Consider the following 17375-nt stretch of genomic DNA (forward strand, 5'->3'; position numbering starts at 1 on the left):
TCAGGCGACGCTCAGCCCTCGTGGACAAGAACGACCGTGGAGAGGGGCGGCAGGTAGATCTCGGTGCTGGCTGCCTGGCCGTGCAGCGGCTCGGATCGGGCCTCGACCGCACCCATGTTGCCACGCCCTTGCCCGCCATAGATCTCGGCGTCGGTGTTCAGCGCCTCGCGCCAGCGGCCCGTGGCGGGCAGGCCCAGCTTGTAGGCCGGGCGTTCGACGGGCGTGAAGTTACACAGGACGACCGCGTTGGGGTCGTCCGGCCCGCCGCGGCGCAGCCACGCGTAGACGGAGTTCGCGGCATCGTCGGCCTCGATCCACTGGAACCCTTGCGGGTCCGCATCCAGCGCATGCAGGGCAGGCGTGCCCCGGTAAAGCGTGTTGAGGTCGCGCACGAGCCGTTGCAGCCCGGCATGGCGCGGATCGTCCAATGCGGCCCAGTCGATCTGGGCGTCATGGTTCCATTCGGATCGCTGGCCGAACTCCTGCCCCATGAACAGCAGTTTCTTGCCCGGATGCCCCCACATGAAGCCGTAATAGGCGCGCAGGTTGGCCAGTTTCTCATCCTCGTTGCCGGGCATCTTGCCGAACATCGAGCCTTTGCCATGCACCACCTCGTCATGGCTGATCGGCAGGATGAAGTTCTCCGAAAAGGCGTAGGTCAGGCCGAAGGTCATCTGGTGATGGTGGTGGCGGCGGTGGATGGGTTCGCGCGACATGTAGTCGAGCGTGTCGTTCATCCAGCCCATGTTCCACTTGTAGCCAAAGCCAAGCCCCCCCTGATCGACCGGCGCCGAGACCTTGGGGTAAGAGGTGCTTTCCTCGGCCACGGTCATGATGCCGGGCTGCGCGCCGTAGGTGGCGGCGTTCATCTCCTGCAACATGGCGATGGCTTCGTAGTTTTCGCGCCCGCCATCCTTGTTGGGAACCCATTCGCCCTCGGCCCGGGAATAATCGCGGTAGAGCATCGAGGCCACGGCATCCACGCGCAACCCGTCGACATGGTATTCCTCAAGCCAGTAGATCGCGTTGGAGACGAGGTAGTTCTTAACCTCGGTCCGCCCGTAATTGTAGATCAGGGTGTTCCAGTCCTGGTGGAACCCCTCGCGCGGGTCGGCATGTTCGTAAAGCGCCGTGCCGTCGAAATGGCCGAGGCCATGCGGATCGGTCGGGAAATGCCCCGGCACCCAGTCCAGGATGACCCCAAGGCCTTTCTCGTGGGCAGCCGCGACGAGGTCGCGGAATTCATGTGGGGGGCCGTGGCGCACGGTCGGAGCGAACAGACCCACCGGCTGATAGCCCCATGATCCGTCGAACGGGTATTCGCTGATCGGCATCAGCTCGATATGGGTGAAGCCCATGTCGGCAGCATACTCGACCAGTTCCTCTGCGGCCTCGACATAAGAGATCGGACGCCCGCCCGCCTTGCGTCGCCACGATCCCAGGTGCACCTCGTAGACCGAAATCGGCGCGGTGCGGGCATTGCGCCCGGCCCGCGTCTCCATCCAGTCGCCATCGGGCCATCCGTAGCCGCGAATGTCACGCACCACCGAGGCGTTTTCCGGCGGGTGTTGCGAGCCAAAGCCGACCGGGTCGGCCTTGAGCGGGCCGAGTTTTCCGTCCGCACCGAGAAGTTCGTACTTGTAGGGTTCGCCTTCGCCGATGCCGGGAATGAAGATTTCCCACACGCCGGTATTGGCGCGGCGGCGCATGACATGGCGGCGGCCGTCCCAGAGGTTGAAGCCCCCGGCCACCGAGACGCGTTTCGCGTTCGGCGCCCAGACGGCGAAATGGGTGCCCTCCACGCCCTCATGGGTGATGACATGGGCGCCCAGCGCCTCCCACAGGCGTTTGTGGGAGCCTTCGCCCATCAGGTAGTCGTCGATCTCGCCCAGGACCGGGCCGAAGCGGTAGGGATCGTCGAACTCCCACGCGACACCACCGGGGGCGGTCGCGTGCAGGCGATACGGCGCGTCGCCCGGCACGGGGCCGAAGAATATGCCCTCATATTCTTTGGCCGGGGAAAGCGGGTAGGGGTCTTCAACCCCTTCGAGCTTTGCTGAAACGCTGTCCGCGCCCGGCAGGAACACGGTCACGATCCGGTCCCCATTTCGCTCATGCGGTCCAAGCAGCGAGAATGGATCGTCGAACTCACCTTTGAGGAGGCGGGCCAGGTTTTCGGGCGGGGCGATGTCGGTAGTCAGGTCGCGGTGATCTGTTTGCATGTGCAGAAAGGATAGGGATTATCCCTTGAACATCAACCGGCTTGCGGGCTTGCGGGCGATTTCCGGCCGGTGATTTGGCCTTCAGTGGACGGTAGTTCAGCTTGTTTTCAAAGGGCTAGCGAAAAGCGCGCCACGCCGGGGACGGGCATGGCGCGCAGCTCGGACCATGGGTGGGAGAGGCCGCCCCTGGAGCTACGTGCCCGTCAGGTAAAGCGGCGTGCGCGATTTTGGGACCTTGGTGATGTAGTTGTGGCGGGCCACGTGGTAGCTGGTATCGAACCCGAAAAAGTTAAGGCGCATCTGCGCCAGTTCCTCGTCGCGATAGGCGGAAAGCGGTTTCTGCGCCTCGTCATGCATGCGATCGGCCTGTTTCCGGGCCAATGTCGCGTCGAACGCGTCCGATGCGACCCGAGTTTGCACAAATTCGAGTGCTTGGCTGTCGGCTTCTTCCGGCGTTCCGGTCAGCATGCGGTCGATCAGCCCCAATCGCGCGGCCTCGGGGGCCGATAGGGGCAGACGCGTTTCCATCAGCGCCTTGGCCCCCGCCTCGCCGAGGCGGCGGGGCAGAAGGTAAGTCCAGTATTCCGACCCGTAGAGGTTGCCCATGTTCTTGTAATGCGGGTTCAAGACGGCGGTATCTATGGCCAGCACTTCGTCAGCGGCCAGCGCCATGAAAACGCCCCCGGCACCGGCATTCCCGCGCATGGCAGACACCACCCACTTGTCGCGAGCCTCCAACAGGGCGAGGCAGACGTCGTCGATGGCCTCGATCAGTTCCAGCGAGGCTTCTGCGGGGCTGTCGCTGGCCTCGATCGTGGCGAGATCGATACCGTTCGACCAGAAATCCGGGCCGCCCGTCAGCAAGAGCGCCTTGGCGTCCGAGGCGGAGGCGGCGCGGATGGCTGCTTCGAGCGCGCGGCAGCGGTCGTGGTTCATCGCGCCGTTGTGAAAGGGAAAGCGGATCAAGACCACATTGCCGTGTCGCTCGACCTCAACCGCACCGGGCGTGTCGTCGGAAACGATCGTCGGCGGCAGTGGAAGGCCCAGAAGGCGCAAGGCGTGTGTCGCTGGCAGTTTGAGGGCGCGGGTTTCGCCGGGCAACGTGACGCGAAGCTGGCCGATCCAGACGCTGCCATCGGAAGTGGCGCGCAGGATCGCCTCGCCGCTATGGCCAACAATCTCGCCCGGAGTGCCGGTCTGATCGGACGGATGGGCGTCATGGAGCCAGACGGACTGGCCCCCGATCTCGTCGCGTACGCCCGGGTGACCGTCAGAGGCGCGGATGCGGCGCAGCACGGCCTCGGTGGTCATCGCGGACCAATCGATGGCGCGATCTGATTGGGTCATCGCGGGCCGGGCCGGAACGTCGGGGCAGTTGGCATCGCGTTGCGGTCCAGCGGCGCGCGTGAACCGGTCCAGCGCTTCGTGCAGGGCCGCAACGGCGGCCTCGGTCACTTCGCGCCGGTAGAGGCTGGATTTCGTGGCCGCGCGAATGGGGAAGGTCCGATGCGCCCAGACGGGGCCGGTGTCCATCTCTGCCGCGGCCCCGAGGATCGTGACGCCCCAGGTTTCGGCACCGTCGAGGATCGCCCAGTCAAGCGCGCTTGGCCCCTTGTCCCCCAGCGGTCCGGGATGGACGATCATCGTTGGCACCGCGCGGCAAACATCCTCGGGGATCGCGCGCTTGAGAAACGGGGCGATCAGCAGGTCTGGCCGACGCTCGAACACCGCGCGCCTCGTCACGGCATCGTTGATGTCGAGTTCCACCGAAAGGTCATGCCCGGCGGCGGCCAGCTCCAGCCAGATGCGTTGCGTCAGGCTGTTGAAGGCGTGGGTCAGCAGAAGAATTCGCATCAGCAGATCCTCGGGAGTTGTTCGCCGGCGATCCAGTCCACCATGCGGCGGCCGCCGAAGGCGGTCTCCATCTCGACGAAATGATCAGGGTCTTCGCCCACCTCGCCCACGATGGCCGCGTCGATGCCCAACGGGTGCGCGCGCATCGCGGAAAGGGCGGCCTCGGCCTCCGCGGCAGGCACAATGGCGACGAGTTTGCCCTCGTTGGCCACGTAGAGCGGGTCGAGGCCCAGGATCTCGCAAGCCCCGGCCACGGCGGGTCGGATCGGGAGGGCCTCCTCGGCGATGCTGATGCCGACCCCGCTGGCCTCGGCGATCTCGTTGAGGACGGCGGCCAACCCGCCCCGCGTCGGGTCACGCATCAGCCGCGTGCTCGGGGCGGCATCCAGCACCGCGGCGGCAAGCCCGTTCAATGCGGCGCAATCGCTGACGATGTCGGTCTGGAAATCAAAGCCCTCGCGGCTGCCCATGACCGCCACGCCGTGATCGCCGAGCGTGCCCGAGACAAGCACCTTGTCGCCGGGCTGCGCGTTCCGGGCCGAGAGGGACACCCCCTCGCGCACCTGTCCGAAGCCGGTCGTCGTGATGAAGACCCCGTCGCCCTTGCCGCGCTCGACCACCTTGGTGTCGCCCGTCACGATCCGAACGCCCGCGGCCCGCGCAGCCCCGGCCATGGACGCGACGATGCGCGAAAGATCAGCCAGCGGCAGGCCCTCTTCGATGATGAAGGAACAGGTCAATGCGACCGGGTCCGCACCGCCCATGGCCACGTCGTTCACCGTTCCGTTGACGGCAAGCGATCCGATATCTCCGCCCGGAAAGAAAAGAGGCGAGACCACGAACCCATCGGTGGACACGGCCATGCGCCCGGCGGGGAAGGACAGGATCGCCTGGTCCTCTTCTCCGGTCAGCAGGTCGTTGCCGAACGCGGCCACGAATAGCCGTTGGATCAGGTCGGCCATGTCGCGGCCGCCAGCGCCGTGGCTCATCTCGACCACGCCGTTCTCGAAGGATGCATGTTTCATTCTGCGGCCTCCATCCGGGCGGGGGCAGCCCTGCGGCGGCCATACTTGAAATAGGCGGCACAGGCGCCTTCGTCCGAGACCATGCAGGACCCAAGCGGCGTTTGCGGCGTGCATTGCTTGCCGAACAGTTTGCAATCCGTCGGGATCGCCGCGCCGCGCAGGATCTTGGGGCAGTCGCAGGCCTTGTTCTCCATCGCCCGGCCCGGCTGCATGTCAAAGCGCCGTTCGGCATCGAAATCGGCAAACCGGTCGCGCAGGCGGAAGGCGGAGTAGGGCACATGGCCAAGCCCGCGCCATTCGAAGCTGCGCCGCAACTCGAAAACTTCGGCGACCATGGCCTTGGCCGCGGCGTTGCCTGCCGGCGTCACGGCACGGGTGTACTGGTTTTCCACCTCGGCGCGGCCCTCGTTGATCTGGCGGATCAGCATCAGGATGGATTGCATAACGTCCAGCGGCTCGAACCCTGCGATGACCACGGGCTTGCGGAATTCCTCGGCGAAGTAGTCGTAAGGCTGCGAGCCGATCACCACCGAGACATGCGCCGGGCCCAGAAACCCGTCGATTTCGACCGCGTCCATGTCGCGGATTTCGGGCGCTTCGAGGATGTTGGTGATCGCAGCGGGCGTCAGGACGTGGTTGCAGAAGACCGTGAAGTTCCGCAGGCCCTTGGCCTCGGCCACCTTCAGCGCGACGGCCGTTGGCGGTGTGGTCGTCTCGAACCCGATGGCGAAGAACACGACCTGCCGATCGGGGTTGTCTTCAGCCAGTTTGATCGCGTCCATGGTCGAGCCGACCATCCGGACGTCCGCCCCCTCGGCGCGGGCCTTCAGCAGGCTTTGCTTGCGGGAGCCGGGAACGCGCAGCATGTCCCCGTAGGTGCAGAGCGTGACGCCCTCGCGCCGCGCAAGCGCAATGGCCATGTCGAGGCGGGTGATCGGCAAAACGCAAACAGGGCAGCCGGGCCCATGGATCATGCGCACGTTGGACGGCAACAGATCCTTGACGCCGTAGCGAAAGATCGCGTGCGTGTGCCCGCCGCAAAACTCCATGAGACGGTAGTCGCGGTCCGGATTCACCTCGTCGCGCATCCGGGCGGCGAGCGCGCGGGCCATGCGGGGGGCGCGGAAATCATCGACATATTTCATGATCTTGCCTCTTCGAGGGCGTCAAGTTCGGCCAGCGCGGCCAAGGTCGCTTCGGCCTCGTCCGGGTCGATCCGGCCAAGCGCGTAACCCACATGCACCAGCAGGAACTCCCCTTCGATGACGGGGCCGACCAGCACGGTGGACACGGTCTTGCGGGCCCCGCCGAGATCGATCTCGGCCAAGTCCCCGTCGAGGACGCGCGTTACCCGCGCAGGCACGGCATGGCACATGGGGTCATTCCTCCTCGTTTTGATCTTCGGTCTGGCTGTGGGGCGTGATGCCGTAGCGGTCCAGTTTCGCGCGCAGGCCGACGCGGGACAGGCCCAGTTCGGCGGCGGCGCGGCTCTTGTTCCAGCGCAGGCGGGTCAGGGTTTCGCGCAGGATGCGCATCTCGATCAGTTCGATGCGGTCCTTGAGCGGGCCGGTGCCCGTCATGACGGCCTCGGCCGTGCGATCGGCGCCGTCTTCGCCGGGCGGGGCCTGAAGGATGTGGCGCGAGATCAGTTCGGGGCCGAGGATGCGATCCTGCGCGAAGATCAACAGGCGCGTGACCTCGTTCGCCAACTCCTTGAGGTTGCCGGGCCAATCGTAGTTCTCGAGAAATTCGAGCGCGGCGTCCGATAGGCCCTGAACCGGCTTGCCGTGGGCAGAGGCCGCATCGAACAGGATGTTGCGCGCAAGGACCGACACGTCGCCGCGCCGCGCCCGCAACGGCGGAACGGAAATCTCGGCCACCGACAGCGCGTAGAACAGGTCCGAGCGGAACTGGCCGTCCGCAACCTGTGCCTTCAGGTCGCGGTGGCTGCCGGTCATCAGGCGCAGGCTGCTGGTCAGCGTTTCGTGCCCGCCCACGGGCTGAAACGCCCCCTCGGTCACGACGCGCAGCAAGGCGAGTTGCATGCGCGGGCTGAGCGTGTCGATCCCGTTCAGAAACAACGTTCCCCGGTCGGCCTTCTGGAAGAGGCCGATGCGGTTGGAGGGCTGGCCGGGCAAGGCGCCGCGCTTTGCGCCGAAAAGCTCGATCTCAAGCAACTCGTCCGACAATCCGGCGCAGTTCAGCTCGTGGAACGGTTTGTCCGATCGCAGCGAGGTATAATGCATCGCCCGCGCCAGCATTGTCTTGCCGGTGCCTGCCTCGCCCTGGATCAGGACGGGAACATCGAAGCTGGCGTATTGGCGGGCCTGCGTAACGACCGCGTTCATGGGCGAATTCGGCGCGCGCAAGACGTTCTCGAACCCCAACCCTTCGCGAAGGGCCTTTCGGCGTTGCTCGACCTGGCTTTCCGCCTGGGTCGAGAGGTAGCGCATTTCCAGCGCCATGCGGTCGTGATCGCGGCTGAGTTCGAATAGTTGCGTGGCGTTGCGCGCCGCCATCAGAAGCTGATCGGGGTGCCAGGGCTTGGTCACGAACTGGTAGATACCGGCATCGTTGATCGCCGCGATCATGTCGTTCGAGTCGGTATAGCCGGTGATGATGATGCGGATCGTTTCCGGCCAGCGGTCGCGCACTTCGGTCAGGAATTCGACCCCGGACTTGCCCGGCATCCGCTGGTCGCAGAAGATGACCTCGACGAAGTGCTCTTCCATCAACTGCCACCCTTCGGCGGCGTTGCTGGCCGTCAGACACTCGAAGTCATCCTCAAGCGCCATGCGCATCGCCGCGAGGGAATGTGCCTCGTCGTCGATCAGCAGGATGGAGGGCAATTGCTGCGTGTTCATTCGGCGGCCTGTGGGCGGTGGGTCTTTTCGGCAAGGCGCGCGTGCAACCAGGTCAACCAGTCCTGCATGCCCTCGCCGGTGCGGGCCGAGATGCGCAGGATCTCGATCCCGGGGTTCACGCGGCGCAGGTTCTCCTCGTACAGGTCGAGGTCCACGTCGCAATGCGGGGCGAGGTCGACCTTGTTGAGCAGCGCCAGCCGCGAGGCCGTGAACATGTCGGGGTATTTCAACGGCTTATCCTCTCCCTCGGTGACCGAGAGGATCGCGACCTTGCAATCCTCGCCGAGATCGAACCCGGCGGGACAGACGAGGTTGCCCACGTTCTCGATGAACAGCAAGCTGTCGCGGGCGAGGTCGAGATGGTCCATCGCGTGCCCGACCATATGCCCGTCGAGGTGGCAGCCCTTGCCAGTGTTGACCTGCACGGCAGGTGCACCGGTGGCCCGGATACGGTCGGCGTCATGCGCCGTCTGCTGGTCGCCCTCGATCACGGCCAGCGGTTGGTCGCCAAGCGTTTCGATGGTCCTGCACAGAAGCGTGGTCTTTCCCGACCCGGGCGAGGAAACGAGGTTCACGGCAAAGACGCCACGTCCCTTGAGAAAGGCCCGGTTCTCGGCGGCGTAGCGATCGTTCTTGGCCAGGATGCCCGTCTCGATCTCGATCAGACGTTCCTGTGACATGCCGGGCACGGCAACACCCGCGGGGCCGTGGCCATAGTGGATGTCCCCATGGGTGCCATGATGATGATGGTCATGCCCATGTTCGTGGTGATGATCATGGGAATGGTCGTTTCCATGCCCTTCGACCTTGGCGTCACCGCAACCGCAAACCGTGCACATCAGACTACCTCCAGATCCTTGACCCGCATTTCATCGCCGCCGACCGGCATCAGTTTTCCGCCACCGCAATCGGGGCAGGGGTCGAGCCTGTCGGCGATCTCGACCTCTTTCATGCAATCGTAGCAGAGCGCGCGGCCCGGCAGGTCGATCATAATCAGTCGCGCGCCCTCGGCCGGAGAGCCTCGCATCACCACGTCGAAGGCGAATTCAAGGGCCGGCTTTTCGACCCCGGCAAAACGCCCGATCTCGACCCGGACGCAGGTAACGCGGGTGGCGCGGTGCCGTCGCGCCTGATCTTCGATCACCTCGCGGATGCCCTCGCAGAGCGACATTTCATGCATCTTGCGTCTCCTCCAGCCGCACCGGACTGCACGGATCGAGAATTTCGAGCAGAAGCGGCGCAAGGCCCGAGCGGTCCGCCGGCAGAGTGGCGAGGGACCGCTCCAGCAGACCGCACGGTGAAAGAAGGTGGTCGGTCGGAGTTACTCGGGAAAACTCGGTCACGGACCCGTCGCAGACGCGGGCCCGCACAGAATAGGTGCCCCGGGCGGCCGGGACCAGTGCCGCACCGGGTTCGATGATGCGAGGCGCGGGAAGTGTGCCAGTCAGGCAGGCATCGATATCGAAGAGCCGTGCGGCGCTCCGCCAGAGCGGGCCGCGTCCATGTGTGTTGGCGATAGCAGAAAGGGCCGGGTGGTCGGAATGGCGCGCGGCCACGGTGTTTTCCACCGGGTCGGGTTCGAGAGCGGTGCGGTCATCGACCAGCGGCAAGTCGACCGCCGCGATCCCGTCGGGAAAACAGGCTGCGACTGCCGAAAGGACAGGCGCGATGCCCTGGCCCGACGCCAAGAAAGCGTTCATGTCGTCCGCAGTGTCCGGGCACCTTTGGCCGGACCCGAAAACGGCGGTTCGCACGGTGACGGGGTCGGCCTCCCAATTCGCGGGCAGGGCGTGTGACCCCGTACCGAGCCGTCCGGGTAGAACAAACATCAGACGCATGAGGTGATCGCGCAGGATCTCCCGCCGCAGACCTTCGCGCTGGCTGTCTTCGTCTTCAGCGGGCAGGCCGAGGGCAAGGCGCGCCGCGACCGCCTGAGCCGTGCGGCAAAGATTGAAGACCCTCGGCAACAGCTCGGCCACGTCCTTGGCGCGTTTGCCCACAACCAACTGTGTCACCGGCAGGCCAGGGATGGCATGGGCAACGAGAGGGGTTTGGCGGGCAATGACGGTCATCGGGTCAGTTCTGCGCGTCTTCGGCAAGGCCGGCGGTGATGAAGCCACGGCGTGTCGGCTCGGACAGGTCCGGCACCGGCATATCCCCGGTCTCGACCGGCGCGGCGGCGGCAAGTTCGGCCTCGCGGCTGGCGCGGATATCGGCCTTGCGGTCTGTCTCGGCCCGCACCTCGGGGTCGAACAGCGCGACCATGACCGCGTTGGCGACGTCGACGGCCTGCTTCTGGCTGCCGAAATCCCCCATCATGCTGAAGAGCGAACAGGCCTTGTAGCCGCCGATGGTCTCGCGCGTGTTATGGATGAACTCGTACTCGCCGGAGGGGAAGGCGATGCTCTCCTTCTCGCCGGGCGTAAGGCCGGACCAATCCTCGTCTTCCCCCGGAAGCTGGATCAGGTTCATGAACCAAGGCGACAGAAGCACACCCAGGGGCCGTCCGTCATGCATGCGAAAGCCGATCGCCTCGATGCTGAGGGTGCGGTTGACCATGGGAACGTCCCGCATCTTGCCGTTCCAGATCTCGCGGAAATCTGCGACCAGCTTGTCGGTCAGCCCACGCAGGCGCACGGTTTCCATCAACGCGCTTGCGCCAGGATCACGATTGACGAGGAAATGCTCCTTCGGGGCACCGCAATTCGGGCAGGACCAGTCCTCGGGCAGATCGCGGAACGCCGTGCCCGGGTCGATCTGGCGATAGCTGTCGCCTTCGGCCGGGTCGTAGGGCGTCCAGCAGATCTTGCATTCCAGCACGGCCTCGGCGCTGAACCCCTCGGGGCTGTTGTGATAGCCGCCTTCGAAGGGGGTCATCGGATCGCCTCCAGCACCTGCCTCAGCCGCTTGCTACTGTCTTCGAGGTCTTCGGATGCGGCAAGGACGACCTCGGGCAGGTCGGTCACCTCGAATGTGTCGAGGATCAGCGTATCCATCGAATTGAAATACTGCACCCGCCAGACATGGGGCAGGGCCGTCGCGGTCACGCGGCAATTTCCGTAGCCGCGCGACAGGATCGTTGCCGCGCCCTGGCCCAGGGCGGCATCGAGCCAGACAAGATCTTCCTCGCTGTGGGGCAGAAGCGACAGATTGACGACATGCAACTCTGCCTGCTGCGAATAGGCACCCGACTTGTCCTTGAGTTCGACGTAAAGCGGCGGTGCGTTCAGGACCTGCGGGTTGCGCGGCGTGTCGGTGCCTTGCGCGGGCCGGGTCACTTCGAAGCCCCGTTTCGTGACGATCTCGGGGATCGCGGCAACCTCGATCCGGTCGATCCCGTGGCCGGACAGGACCCAGACGCCGGCAAATACGCTTTCCTGGATGGCGATGGCCGGGACGCCGCGCAATTTCACCGAGACTTCGCCTTGACCCAGCGTTTCGGCCATGAGGCTGCGGTTCTGCGTGTCGAGGTCGCCCAGGTCGAACCCGACTTGCGCGCCGCCCGCGGCCACGGTGTCACAGGCGGTGGCGATTGCTTCGAGCAGGGCGAGCGCGGGTGAATAGGCGCTGCTGTCCTCGACCTCGGGCAGGTGCGGGGCATAGACGCGCATGTCCTGCGGCATCGGCATGTACTGGGGGGCGCCATCGGCATCGTCGGTTTGCGAGCCGGGCCCGAAGCCCATTGGTGGAAGGTGAAAGTTGGCCATGACGGGTCCTTATTCAGCGACGGCGGGGGCGGCGGGGGCGGCGAGGATGCGGGTGATCCGGTCCATGTAGTCGGACCAGTCGCGCACCTTGGCGATGGCGCCAATGGGCTGACCTTCGCGGAAGAACAGCAGGCTGGGTGTCTTGTAGGTCTTGCCGAGTTCGCGGGCCTCGGTCTCGATGTCGTCGTCGACGACGGCGCAATCGAACCGGTTCTGGAAGGCCATGCGAAGCTCGGGGGCGATGACCGCCACATCGGCTGTTTCGAGGTTGCGGGCCGGGTCGCCGGGGACGAACAGGACATGTTCGCCGGGGGCTGACACAAAGGCCTGTAGGGCCTCGCTATCAGTCAGTCGGGGCCAGCCGAATTCCGTGGTCAGGCGGTCAATCAGGGGGTGGGTCATGGGTTCGCGGTCCTCAGGCGTGGGTTTTGCCGGCCGCCTGCGCGGCGGCCAGGTGCGGGGGCAGGGTTGGTCCCCGGGATTCAAGATCGGCGAAGGCATCTCCAAGTTCGCCCCCCGCCATCAGCGCGCCCAGACCGTCGAGCGCGGCACGGATCTTTTGCGCCTCGTCTTCGGGCAGAACCTCGCGGGCAGCGCCAAGGAAGGTCAGCACCCAGGTTCCGGGCGCGAGCGGGCCTGTCAGCGACAGGTCGATCAGCCTTTCGCTATCGCCATCGCGGGCGGTCGCGGCGATGCCATCTCTGGACAGGATCTGCATGGGAATGCCGACACACATGGCTCAGGCCCGTCCCGGAAGAAAGCGTTCGTCCCCGATGCGGCACGCATCCTCGGGCGAGGGGCGCCCATCTTCGTAGGCATCGCGCAGGATGGAGGGATCGGCGAGATCGGACCCATCACTTTGCCCGGGGGTGGGCGTGACCCCGAGCGCAGCCAGCTTGTCCAGCGCGATGTCGATCGCCGGGTCGATCTGGGCGGCAACGACTGCGCGCAGACCACCGCCGTAATCCTCGAGTTCTTCGGGCTGGCAGCCGATGAGGATCAGCGTCTCGGGGCAGGAGCCCATCAGGCGGGCCGTTGCGATGACATCCTGAAAGCCGGTCTGGTGCAGGCTCATTTTCTTGGCGCCCATGAAGGAGGGCACGTCGTCCCCCTCGATGAGCTTCAGGGTGCCGGGAGGCAGGCCATAATCGACCGCATCGAAGACGATCAGCGTTTCGGCGTCGTCAAGGAAGGGCAGCAGGTAGAGACCCTGTGTTCCGCCGTCCATGACATGGACGTCGGGGCCGAGTGACCAGCGCCGGGCCAGCTCTTCGACGCAGCGCACGCCAAAGCCTTCATCGGCCCACAGGACGTTTCCAATACCCAGAATGAGTGTCTTGGCGCCCATGACTCCTCCCCTTCATCGGCAAACCGGACAAGCGGTGTTCATTTGTTGTCCCGACCGACACTAGAGTGACCGGTTCGCCAGCGCCATTTTTTCGGGAATGCAGGGGATTTCGGTAAGGGGTTGAATTATAATAGTTTTAATGTGTGCGATTGCATGCCAGATGACACATGGTGCAAAGTTAGTATCCATTTTGGTTCACAATTGAAAGCAAAGCTTACAATGAAAGCGACGGGCCGAAGCCCGCCGCCATTCGTACTGAATCACTCTTTAAGACGTTTTGACGGTACGCCCGTCAGCTGCTCAATCCGGCTTGTCGTCCTTGAACGTGCGGTGGCCGGAAATCATGGTCGAGACCATGGACTGCCGCGAAAGGATGTCTTCGCGGATCGCGGCGTAGACGTGAATGATGATGAACACGATGATCGTCCACATGCCCAGGTGATGCAGCGAATGCATCGCCTGGCTTCCCCCGACCAGCGGAATGGCCCAGCCAAAGAGCGTGTCCGCCCAGGACCCCGCCCCGAGACCCTCGCCATAAAGCGCAAGCCCGGTGCCGACCATGTAGGCGATGCCGATTGTGATGAAGAAGAACATCGCCGCCTGCGCCAGGGGATTGTGGCCGACATATTTCTTCGGCTCTGGTTCAAGGAACATGTACCAGCGAAGTTCGAAGTACACCTCGTACCACCAGCGCTTGTTCCATACCGGCAAGCGAAAGAGCTGCCGCGCATGGCGGTTGCCCACGAACGCCCAGTAGATGCGCCCGATGAACATGACCATCATCAGCAGTCCTGCGGTGAAATGCGCGAACCGGATATAGCCGAAGACGAACTGGTAGTTCGCCTCGTCGATCTGCATCGTCGGCGGAGGAGAGCCGATGAACCAGCCGGTCACGCACAGGACAAGGATTGCCAGTGCGTTCAGCCAGTGCCACAGCCGCACGGGCCACTCGTAGACGTAGACGGCCGTGCGCTGGCGAATGCTCTCGATGTCGCTTTCGGTCGCGTCCCCGGTCAGCCGGGATGACTGGAGCGGTTCGACATCGGGATTGGGGATGTGGATCGTACGTTCATCCATTTCTGTTGCCCCCCGACTTGCGCCCCGCGATCCAGCCGAGAACCGGCAGCACCACGAGGACCGCGAGGGCGGTCAGCGCGATCAGGTGATCGGGCTCGCTCAGCCAATGGGCCTCGGTCTGGGCGCCGTGGCCGGGATGGGCCATGGCGGCGCCGGTCGACATAAGGAAAATTGCAAATGACTGTTTCATGTGGCGTCTCCTTCAGCGGACCTTGACCGTGGTGAGTTCGTCGCCGTCGGGCGACATGACATGCGTGGAGCATGCGAGGCAGGGGTCGAAACTGTGCAGCGTGCGCAGGATTTCGACCGGTTCCTCGGGGCGCTCCATCGGGGTGTTGAGAAGGCTTGCTTCGAAGGCACCGATATTGCCCTCGGTGTCGCGCGGGCTGCCGTTCCACGTGGTCGGAACGACGCATTGGTAGTTCTCGATGCGCCCCTCCGAGATCGAAACCCAGTGGCCGAGCGCCCCGCGGGGGGCCTCGGTCATGCCGACACCGCGCGCGGTCGACGGCCATGTCGAGGGCTCCCACTTCTCGATATTGGCGGTGCTTTCGTCGCCGTTGCGGATGTTGGTCACCAGCTTATCGAAGAAATACCGCTGCAGGTCTGCGCAGTATTGGGATTCCAACGCGCGCGCCGCAGTTCGGCCCAGGGTTGAGAACAGCGCATCGACCGGCAGGTCCATAGCAGACAGAAGCCCGTTGACCTGGTCGGTGATCTGCTCGTGGCCTTGGGCATAGCCCACGACGTAGCGGGCGAGCGGGCCCACCTCCATCGCGTGGCCGCGCCAGCGCGGCGCCTTGATCCAGCTGTACTTGGCGGATTCGTCGATCTCGCGGATGTTGGTTCGCGTGCCGACGGTGTTTTCGCCCAACTCGTACCGGGCTTCGGTGACACCGTCCCACGGGTGCAGACCCCGGCCCGGTTCGCCATATTCGTACCAGCTGTGATCCACGAATTCCTGGATCTGCTCGGGGTCGCGGACATCGACCTCGTGCACCTCGTCGAGGTTGCCGTTGATGATGGCCCCGCGCGGCAGGTACAACTGGTCGGCATCGAAGTTGTTGGGATGCTCGGGGATGTCGCCATAGGCCAGGACCGATTGCCCGGACAAGCCGCCACCATAGAGCCAGTCACGGTAGAACCCGCCGATCGCGATGACGTCAGGGATGTAGACGTTCCGCACGAAATCGCTGCACAGGGTGATGATGCTGGAGACCAGGTTCAGGCGCTCCATGTTGATCGCACCCACGGCACCGGTGGAGTGCATGTTGATCGGACAGGGCACGCCGCCCACCAGCCAGTTCGGATGCGGGTTCTTGCCGCCGAAGATGGTGTGGACCTTCACGATCTCGCGCTGCAGGTCCAGCGCCTCAAGGTAGTGCGTTACCGCCATCAGGTCTGCCTCGGGGGGCAGGCGATAGGCGGGGTTCTCCCAGTAGCCGTTCTTGAACAGGCCCAGTTGGCCGGATTCAACGAACTGCCGCAGGCGGCTTTGCACGTCTCGGAAGTAGCCGGGGCTCGACATCGGGTGGTTCGGCCCGACCGTCTGTTGCAACTCCGAGGTCGCGCGCGGGTCGGCGCGCAATGCGTTGATCGGGTTCACCCAGTCCAGCGCGTGCAGGTGATAAAAATGCACCACGTGGTCATGGATCTGCAGGTTCAACTGCATCATGTTACGGATCGAGTTCGCGTTGTCCGGGATGGTGATCCCCAGTGCATCCTCGACTGCCCGCACGCTGGTCAGCGCGTGGGTGCCGGTGCAGACGCCGCAGATCCGCTCGGTGAAGGCCCAGGCGTCGCGCGGGTCGCGGCCGCGCAGGATGACCTCAAGGCCGCGCCACATCGTGCCGGTCGACACCGCGTTGCGGATGACGCCCTGCTCGTCGACATTGACTTCGCAGCGCATGTGGCCCTCGATCCGGGTGACCGGGTCCACGACGATCCGCTGGCCGGAATTGTCGAGTTCGAAACCGTTGGGTGTTTGAACAACCATCTATCAAGCCTCCTCGGACGCGGCGTTCTGGGTTTTGCGTTGCGCAGACTTGAGGGCCGAGACGGCGGCATGAACAGCGATGCCGCCGCCGACGACGCCCGCTGCGGTCATGCCGATCTGGTCGGCATTCGCCTCGACCCCGAACTGGGTCAGGTCGGTCACGCGATCGTAGAAACTGCCCTGGTCCCAGAAGCCGTCTTCGGAACAGCCGATGCAGCCATGGCCCGACTGGATCGGAAAGCTGACGCCTTCGTTCCAGCGGATGGTAGAGCAGGCGTTGTAGGTGGTTGGACCCTTGCACCCCATCTTGTAGAGGCAGTAACCGCGCCGGGCATTCTCGTCGTCCCAGTTCTCGACGAACTGACCGGCGTCGAAGTGCGGGCGACGATAGCATTTGTCATGGATGCGCTGGCCGTAGAACATCGCCGGGCGGCCTTGGCGGTCCAGTTCCGGCATGCGGTCGAAGGTCAGCATGTAGGTGATCACGCCGGTCATCACCTCGGCGATGGGCGGGCAGCCGGGCACCTTGATGATGGGCTTATCGGTGATGACCTGGTGAACGGGGGTGGCGCGCGTCGGGTTCGGCGCTGCCGCCTGTACGCACCCGTAGGACGCGCAGGCACCCCAGCTGATGATGGCGCGCGCGCCCTCGGCGGCGTAGCGCAGCTTTTCGACGAAGGGACGGCCTCCGGTGATGCAGAACATCCCGTCTTCGTTCAGGGGCGGGTTGCCCTCGACGGCGAGGATGTAGTTGCCGCGATACTCTTCGATGGTCTCTTCCAGCGTGCGTTCGGCGGCTTCGCCGGCGGCCGCCATCAGCGTGTCGTCATAGTCGAGAGAGATCATCGACAGAACGACGTCGCGCACCAGCGGGTGGGCGGAGCGGATGAAGCTTTCCGAACAGCAGGTGCATTCCAGACCGTGCAACCAGATGACCGGCGTTCGCGGGCGCGTTTCCATCGCGTGCGCGATGCGCGGCACGAAGCTCGGGCCGAGGCCGAGGGCCGCGGCGGTGAGAGAGCAGTATTTCATGAAACTGCGCCGGGTGATCCCCTGGCGCCGCATCACGTCGTAGAAGGTTTCCAAAGCTGGCAAAGCTGGCTGTCCTCCGGTGTCGATCCTGCCCGCAGCGGCATGCGCGGGCTCCTCCAAGCCTCAGGATGGCGTCGGCGGCGGACCAGGGAACGGAAAAGGGCGACTCCCTCGAACAAATGATGAAAAGATATTGAAAACAGGGTGATGGGCGCGGTTTCGACGCCAATGTATGCCATGGTGTCCGGTT

At 64.7% G+C, this 17375-nt stretch carries 18 protein-coding genes; all 18 read right to left on the bottom strand.

What is annotated here, in order from left to right; all coding sequences use genetic code 11:
- Positions 1-11: 11 nt before the first annotated feature.
- Entirely contained in the window at positions 12-2222 is a 2211-nt protein-coding gene (gene glgB, locus ABD923_RS02640; RefSeq protein ID WP_259546833.1) for a 1,4-alpha-glucan branching protein GlgB, read from the bottom strand.
- A gap of 192 nt (positions 2223-2414) precedes the next feature.
- The gene (locus ABD923_RS02645; protein WP_259546832.1) at positions 2415-4076 is read right to left on the bottom strand and encodes a hydrogenase maturation protein; all 1662 of its coding nucleotides are present in this window, start codon (positions 4074-4076) and stop codon (positions 2415-2417) included.
- Positions 4076-5101, bottom strand: coding sequence for a hydrogenase expression/formation protein HypE (gene hypE, locus ABD923_RS02650; protein WP_259546831.1), 1026 nt, complete (start codon positions 5099-5101; stop codon positions 4076-4078). The genes ABD923_RS02645 and hypE overlap by 1 nt, the downstream gene beginning before the upstream one ends.
- Positions 5098-6246 (bottom strand): hydrogenase formation protein HypD, encoded by a 1149-nt coding sequence (gene hypD, locus ABD923_RS02655; protein WP_259546830.1) that lies wholly within the window; start codon positions 6244-6246, stop codon positions 5098-5100. Before hypD ends, hypE begins: the two co-directional genes overlap by 4 nt.
- On the bottom strand, positions 6243-6476 hold the full coding sequence (locus tag ABD923_RS02660; protein WP_259546829.1) for a HypC/HybG/HupF family hydrogenase formation chaperone: 234 nt from the start codon (positions 6474-6476) through the stop codon (positions 6243-6245). Before ABD923_RS02660 ends, hypD begins: the two co-directional genes overlap by 4 nt.
- A gap of 4 nt (positions 6477-6480) precedes the next feature.
- Positions 6481-7965: a sigma-54-dependent transcriptional regulator gene (locus ABD923_RS02665; RefSeq protein ID WP_259546828.1), complete on the bottom strand. Its 1485-nt coding sequence runs from the start codon at positions 7963-7965 to the stop codon at positions 6481-6483.
- Entirely contained in the window at positions 7962-8804 is an 843-nt protein-coding gene (gene hypB, locus ABD923_RS02670) for a hydrogenase nickel incorporation protein HypB (RefSeq protein ID WP_259546827.1), read from the bottom strand. Before hypB ends, ABD923_RS02665 begins: the two co-directional genes overlap by 4 nt.
- A complete protein-coding gene (gene hypA / locus ABD923_RS02675; protein WP_259546826.1) occupies positions 8804-9145 on the bottom strand; it encodes a hydrogenase maturation nickel metallochaperone HypA in 342 nt (113 codons plus the stop codon). The genes hypB and hypA overlap by 1 nt, the downstream gene beginning before the upstream one ends.
- A complete protein-coding gene (locus tag ABD923_RS02680) occupies positions 9138-10037 on the bottom strand; it encodes a hydrogenase expression/formation protein HupK (protein WP_259546825.1) in 900 nt (299 codons plus the stop codon). Before ABD923_RS02680 ends, hypA begins: the two co-directional genes overlap by 8 nt.
- 4 nt (positions 10038-10041) lie before the next feature.
- Positions 10042-10842 carry a [NiFe]-hydrogenase assembly chaperone HybE gene (gene hybE, locus ABD923_RS02685; protein ID WP_259546824.1) on the bottom strand — a complete coding sequence of 267 codons (801 nt, stop codon included), beginning with the start codon at positions 10840-10842 and terminating at the stop codon, positions 10042-10044.
- Positions 10839-11672, bottom strand: a complete 834-nt coding sequence (locus ABD923_RS02690; protein ID WP_259546823.1) for a hydrogenase expression/formation protein — start codon at positions 11670-11672, stop codon at positions 10839-10841. Before ABD923_RS02690 ends, hybE begins: the two co-directional genes overlap by 4 nt.
- A gap of 9 nt (positions 11673-11681) precedes the next feature.
- Positions 11682-12074, bottom strand: a complete 393-nt coding sequence (locus tag ABD923_RS02695) for a thioredoxin domain-containing protein (protein WP_259546822.1) — start codon at positions 12072-12074, stop codon at positions 11682-11684.
- 13 nt (positions 12075-12087) lie between these two features.
- A complete protein-coding gene (locus ABD923_RS02700; protein ID WP_259546821.1) occupies positions 12088-12408 on the bottom strand; it encodes a HypC/HybG/HupF family hydrogenase formation chaperone in 321 nt (106 codons plus the stop codon).
- Between the two features lie 3 nt (positions 12409-12411).
- Positions 12412-13020, bottom strand: coding sequence for a HyaD/HybD family hydrogenase maturation endopeptidase (locus tag ABD923_RS02705; RefSeq protein ID WP_259546820.1), 609 nt, complete (start codon positions 13018-13020; stop codon positions 12412-12414).
- Positions 13021-13320: 300 nt separating this feature from the next.
- Positions 13321-14097 carry a Ni/Fe-hydrogenase, b-type cytochrome subunit gene (gene cybH / locus ABD923_RS02710; protein ID WP_259546819.1) on the bottom strand — a complete coding sequence of 259 codons (777 nt, stop codon included), beginning with the start codon at positions 14095-14097 and terminating at the stop codon, positions 13321-13323.
- Positions 14090-14287: a DUF6732 family protein gene (locus tag ABD923_RS02715; RefSeq protein ID WP_259546818.1), complete on the bottom strand. Its 198-nt coding sequence runs from the start codon at positions 14285-14287 to the stop codon at positions 14090-14092. The genes cybH and ABD923_RS02715 overlap by 8 nt, the downstream gene beginning before the upstream one ends.
- A gap of 12 nt (positions 14288-14299) precedes the next feature.
- Positions 14300-16093, bottom strand: a complete 1794-nt coding sequence (locus ABD923_RS02720) for a nickel-dependent hydrogenase large subunit (protein WP_259546817.1) — start codon at positions 16091-16093, stop codon at positions 14300-14302.
- 3 nt (positions 16094-16096) lie between these two features.
- On the bottom strand, positions 16097-17188 hold the full coding sequence (locus ABD923_RS02725) for a hydrogenase small subunit (RefSeq protein WP_259546816.1): 1092 nt from the start codon (positions 17186-17188) through the stop codon (positions 16097-16099).
- Positions 17189-17375: the final 187 nt, after the last annotated feature.

It is taken from the genome of [Roseibacterium] beibuensis, assembly GCF_039542305.1.
In the GTDB taxonomy this organism is placed as follows: Bacteria; Pseudomonadota; Alphaproteobacteria; order Rhodobacterales; family Rhodobacteraceae; genus Roseibacterium; species Roseibacterium beibuensis.

Coding starts and splice junctions, on each gene's coding strand:
- ABD923_RS02695 (WP_259546822.1), bottom strand. CDS start 12,074: ATGACCCACCCCCTGATTGACCGCCTGACCACGGAATTCGGCTGGCCC.
- ABD923_RS02715 (WP_259546818.1), bottom strand. CDS start 14,287: ATGAAACAGTCATTTGCAATTTTCCTTATGTCGACCGGCGCCGCCATG.
- ABD923_RS02700 (WP_259546821.1), bottom strand. CDS start 12,408: ATGTGTGTCGGCATTCCCATGCAGATCCTGTCCAGAGATGGCATCGCC.
- hybE (WP_259546824.1), bottom strand. CDS start 10,842: ATGACCCCCTTCGAAGGCGGCTATCACAACAGCCCCGAGGGGTTCAGC.
- hypB (WP_259546827.1), bottom strand. CDS start 8,804: ATGTGCACGGTTTGCGGTTGCGGTGACGCCAAGGTCGAAGGGCATGGA.
- ABD923_RS02690 (WP_259546823.1), bottom strand. CDS start 11,672: ATGGCCAACTTTCACCTTCCACCAATGGGCTTCGGGCCCGGCTCGCAA.
- hypA (WP_259546826.1), bottom strand. CDS start 9,145: ATGCATGAAATGTCGCTCTGCGAGGGCATCCGCGAGGTGATCGAAGAT.
- glgB (WP_259546833.1), bottom strand. CDS start 2,222: ATGCAAACAGATCACCGCGACCTGACTACCGACATCGCCCCGCCCGAA.
- ABD923_RS02665 (WP_259546828.1), bottom strand. CDS start 7,965: ATGAACACGCAGCAATTGCCCTCCATCCTGCTGATCGACGACGAGGCA.
- hypE (WP_259546831.1), bottom strand. CDS start 5,101: ATGAAACATGCATCCTTCGAGAACGGCGTGGTCGAGATGAGCCACGGC.
- ABD923_RS02660 (WP_259546829.1), bottom strand. CDS start 6,476: ATGTGCCATGCCGTGCCTGCGCGGGTAACGCGCGTCCTCGACGGGGAC.
- ABD923_RS02680 (WP_259546825.1), bottom strand. CDS start 10,037: ATGACCGTCATTGCCCGCCAAACCCCTCTCGTTGCCCATGCCATCCCT.
- ABD923_RS02720 (WP_259546817.1), bottom strand. CDS start 16,093: ATGGTTGTTCAAACACCCAACGGTTTCGAACTCGACAATTCCGGCCAG.
- ABD923_RS02645 (WP_259546832.1), bottom strand. CDS start 4,076: ATGCGAATTCTTCTGCTGACCCACGCCTTCAACAGCCTGACGCAACGC.
- ABD923_RS02705 (WP_259546820.1), bottom strand. CDS start 13,020: ATGGGCGCCAAGACACTCATTCTGGGTATTGGAAACGTCCTGTGGGCC.
- cybH (WP_259546819.1), bottom strand. CDS start 14,097: ATGGATGAACGTACGATCCACATCCCCAATCCCGATGTCGAACCGCTC.
- hypD (WP_259546830.1), bottom strand. CDS start 6,246: ATGAAATATGTCGATGATTTCCGCGCCCCCCGCATGGCCCGCGCGCTC.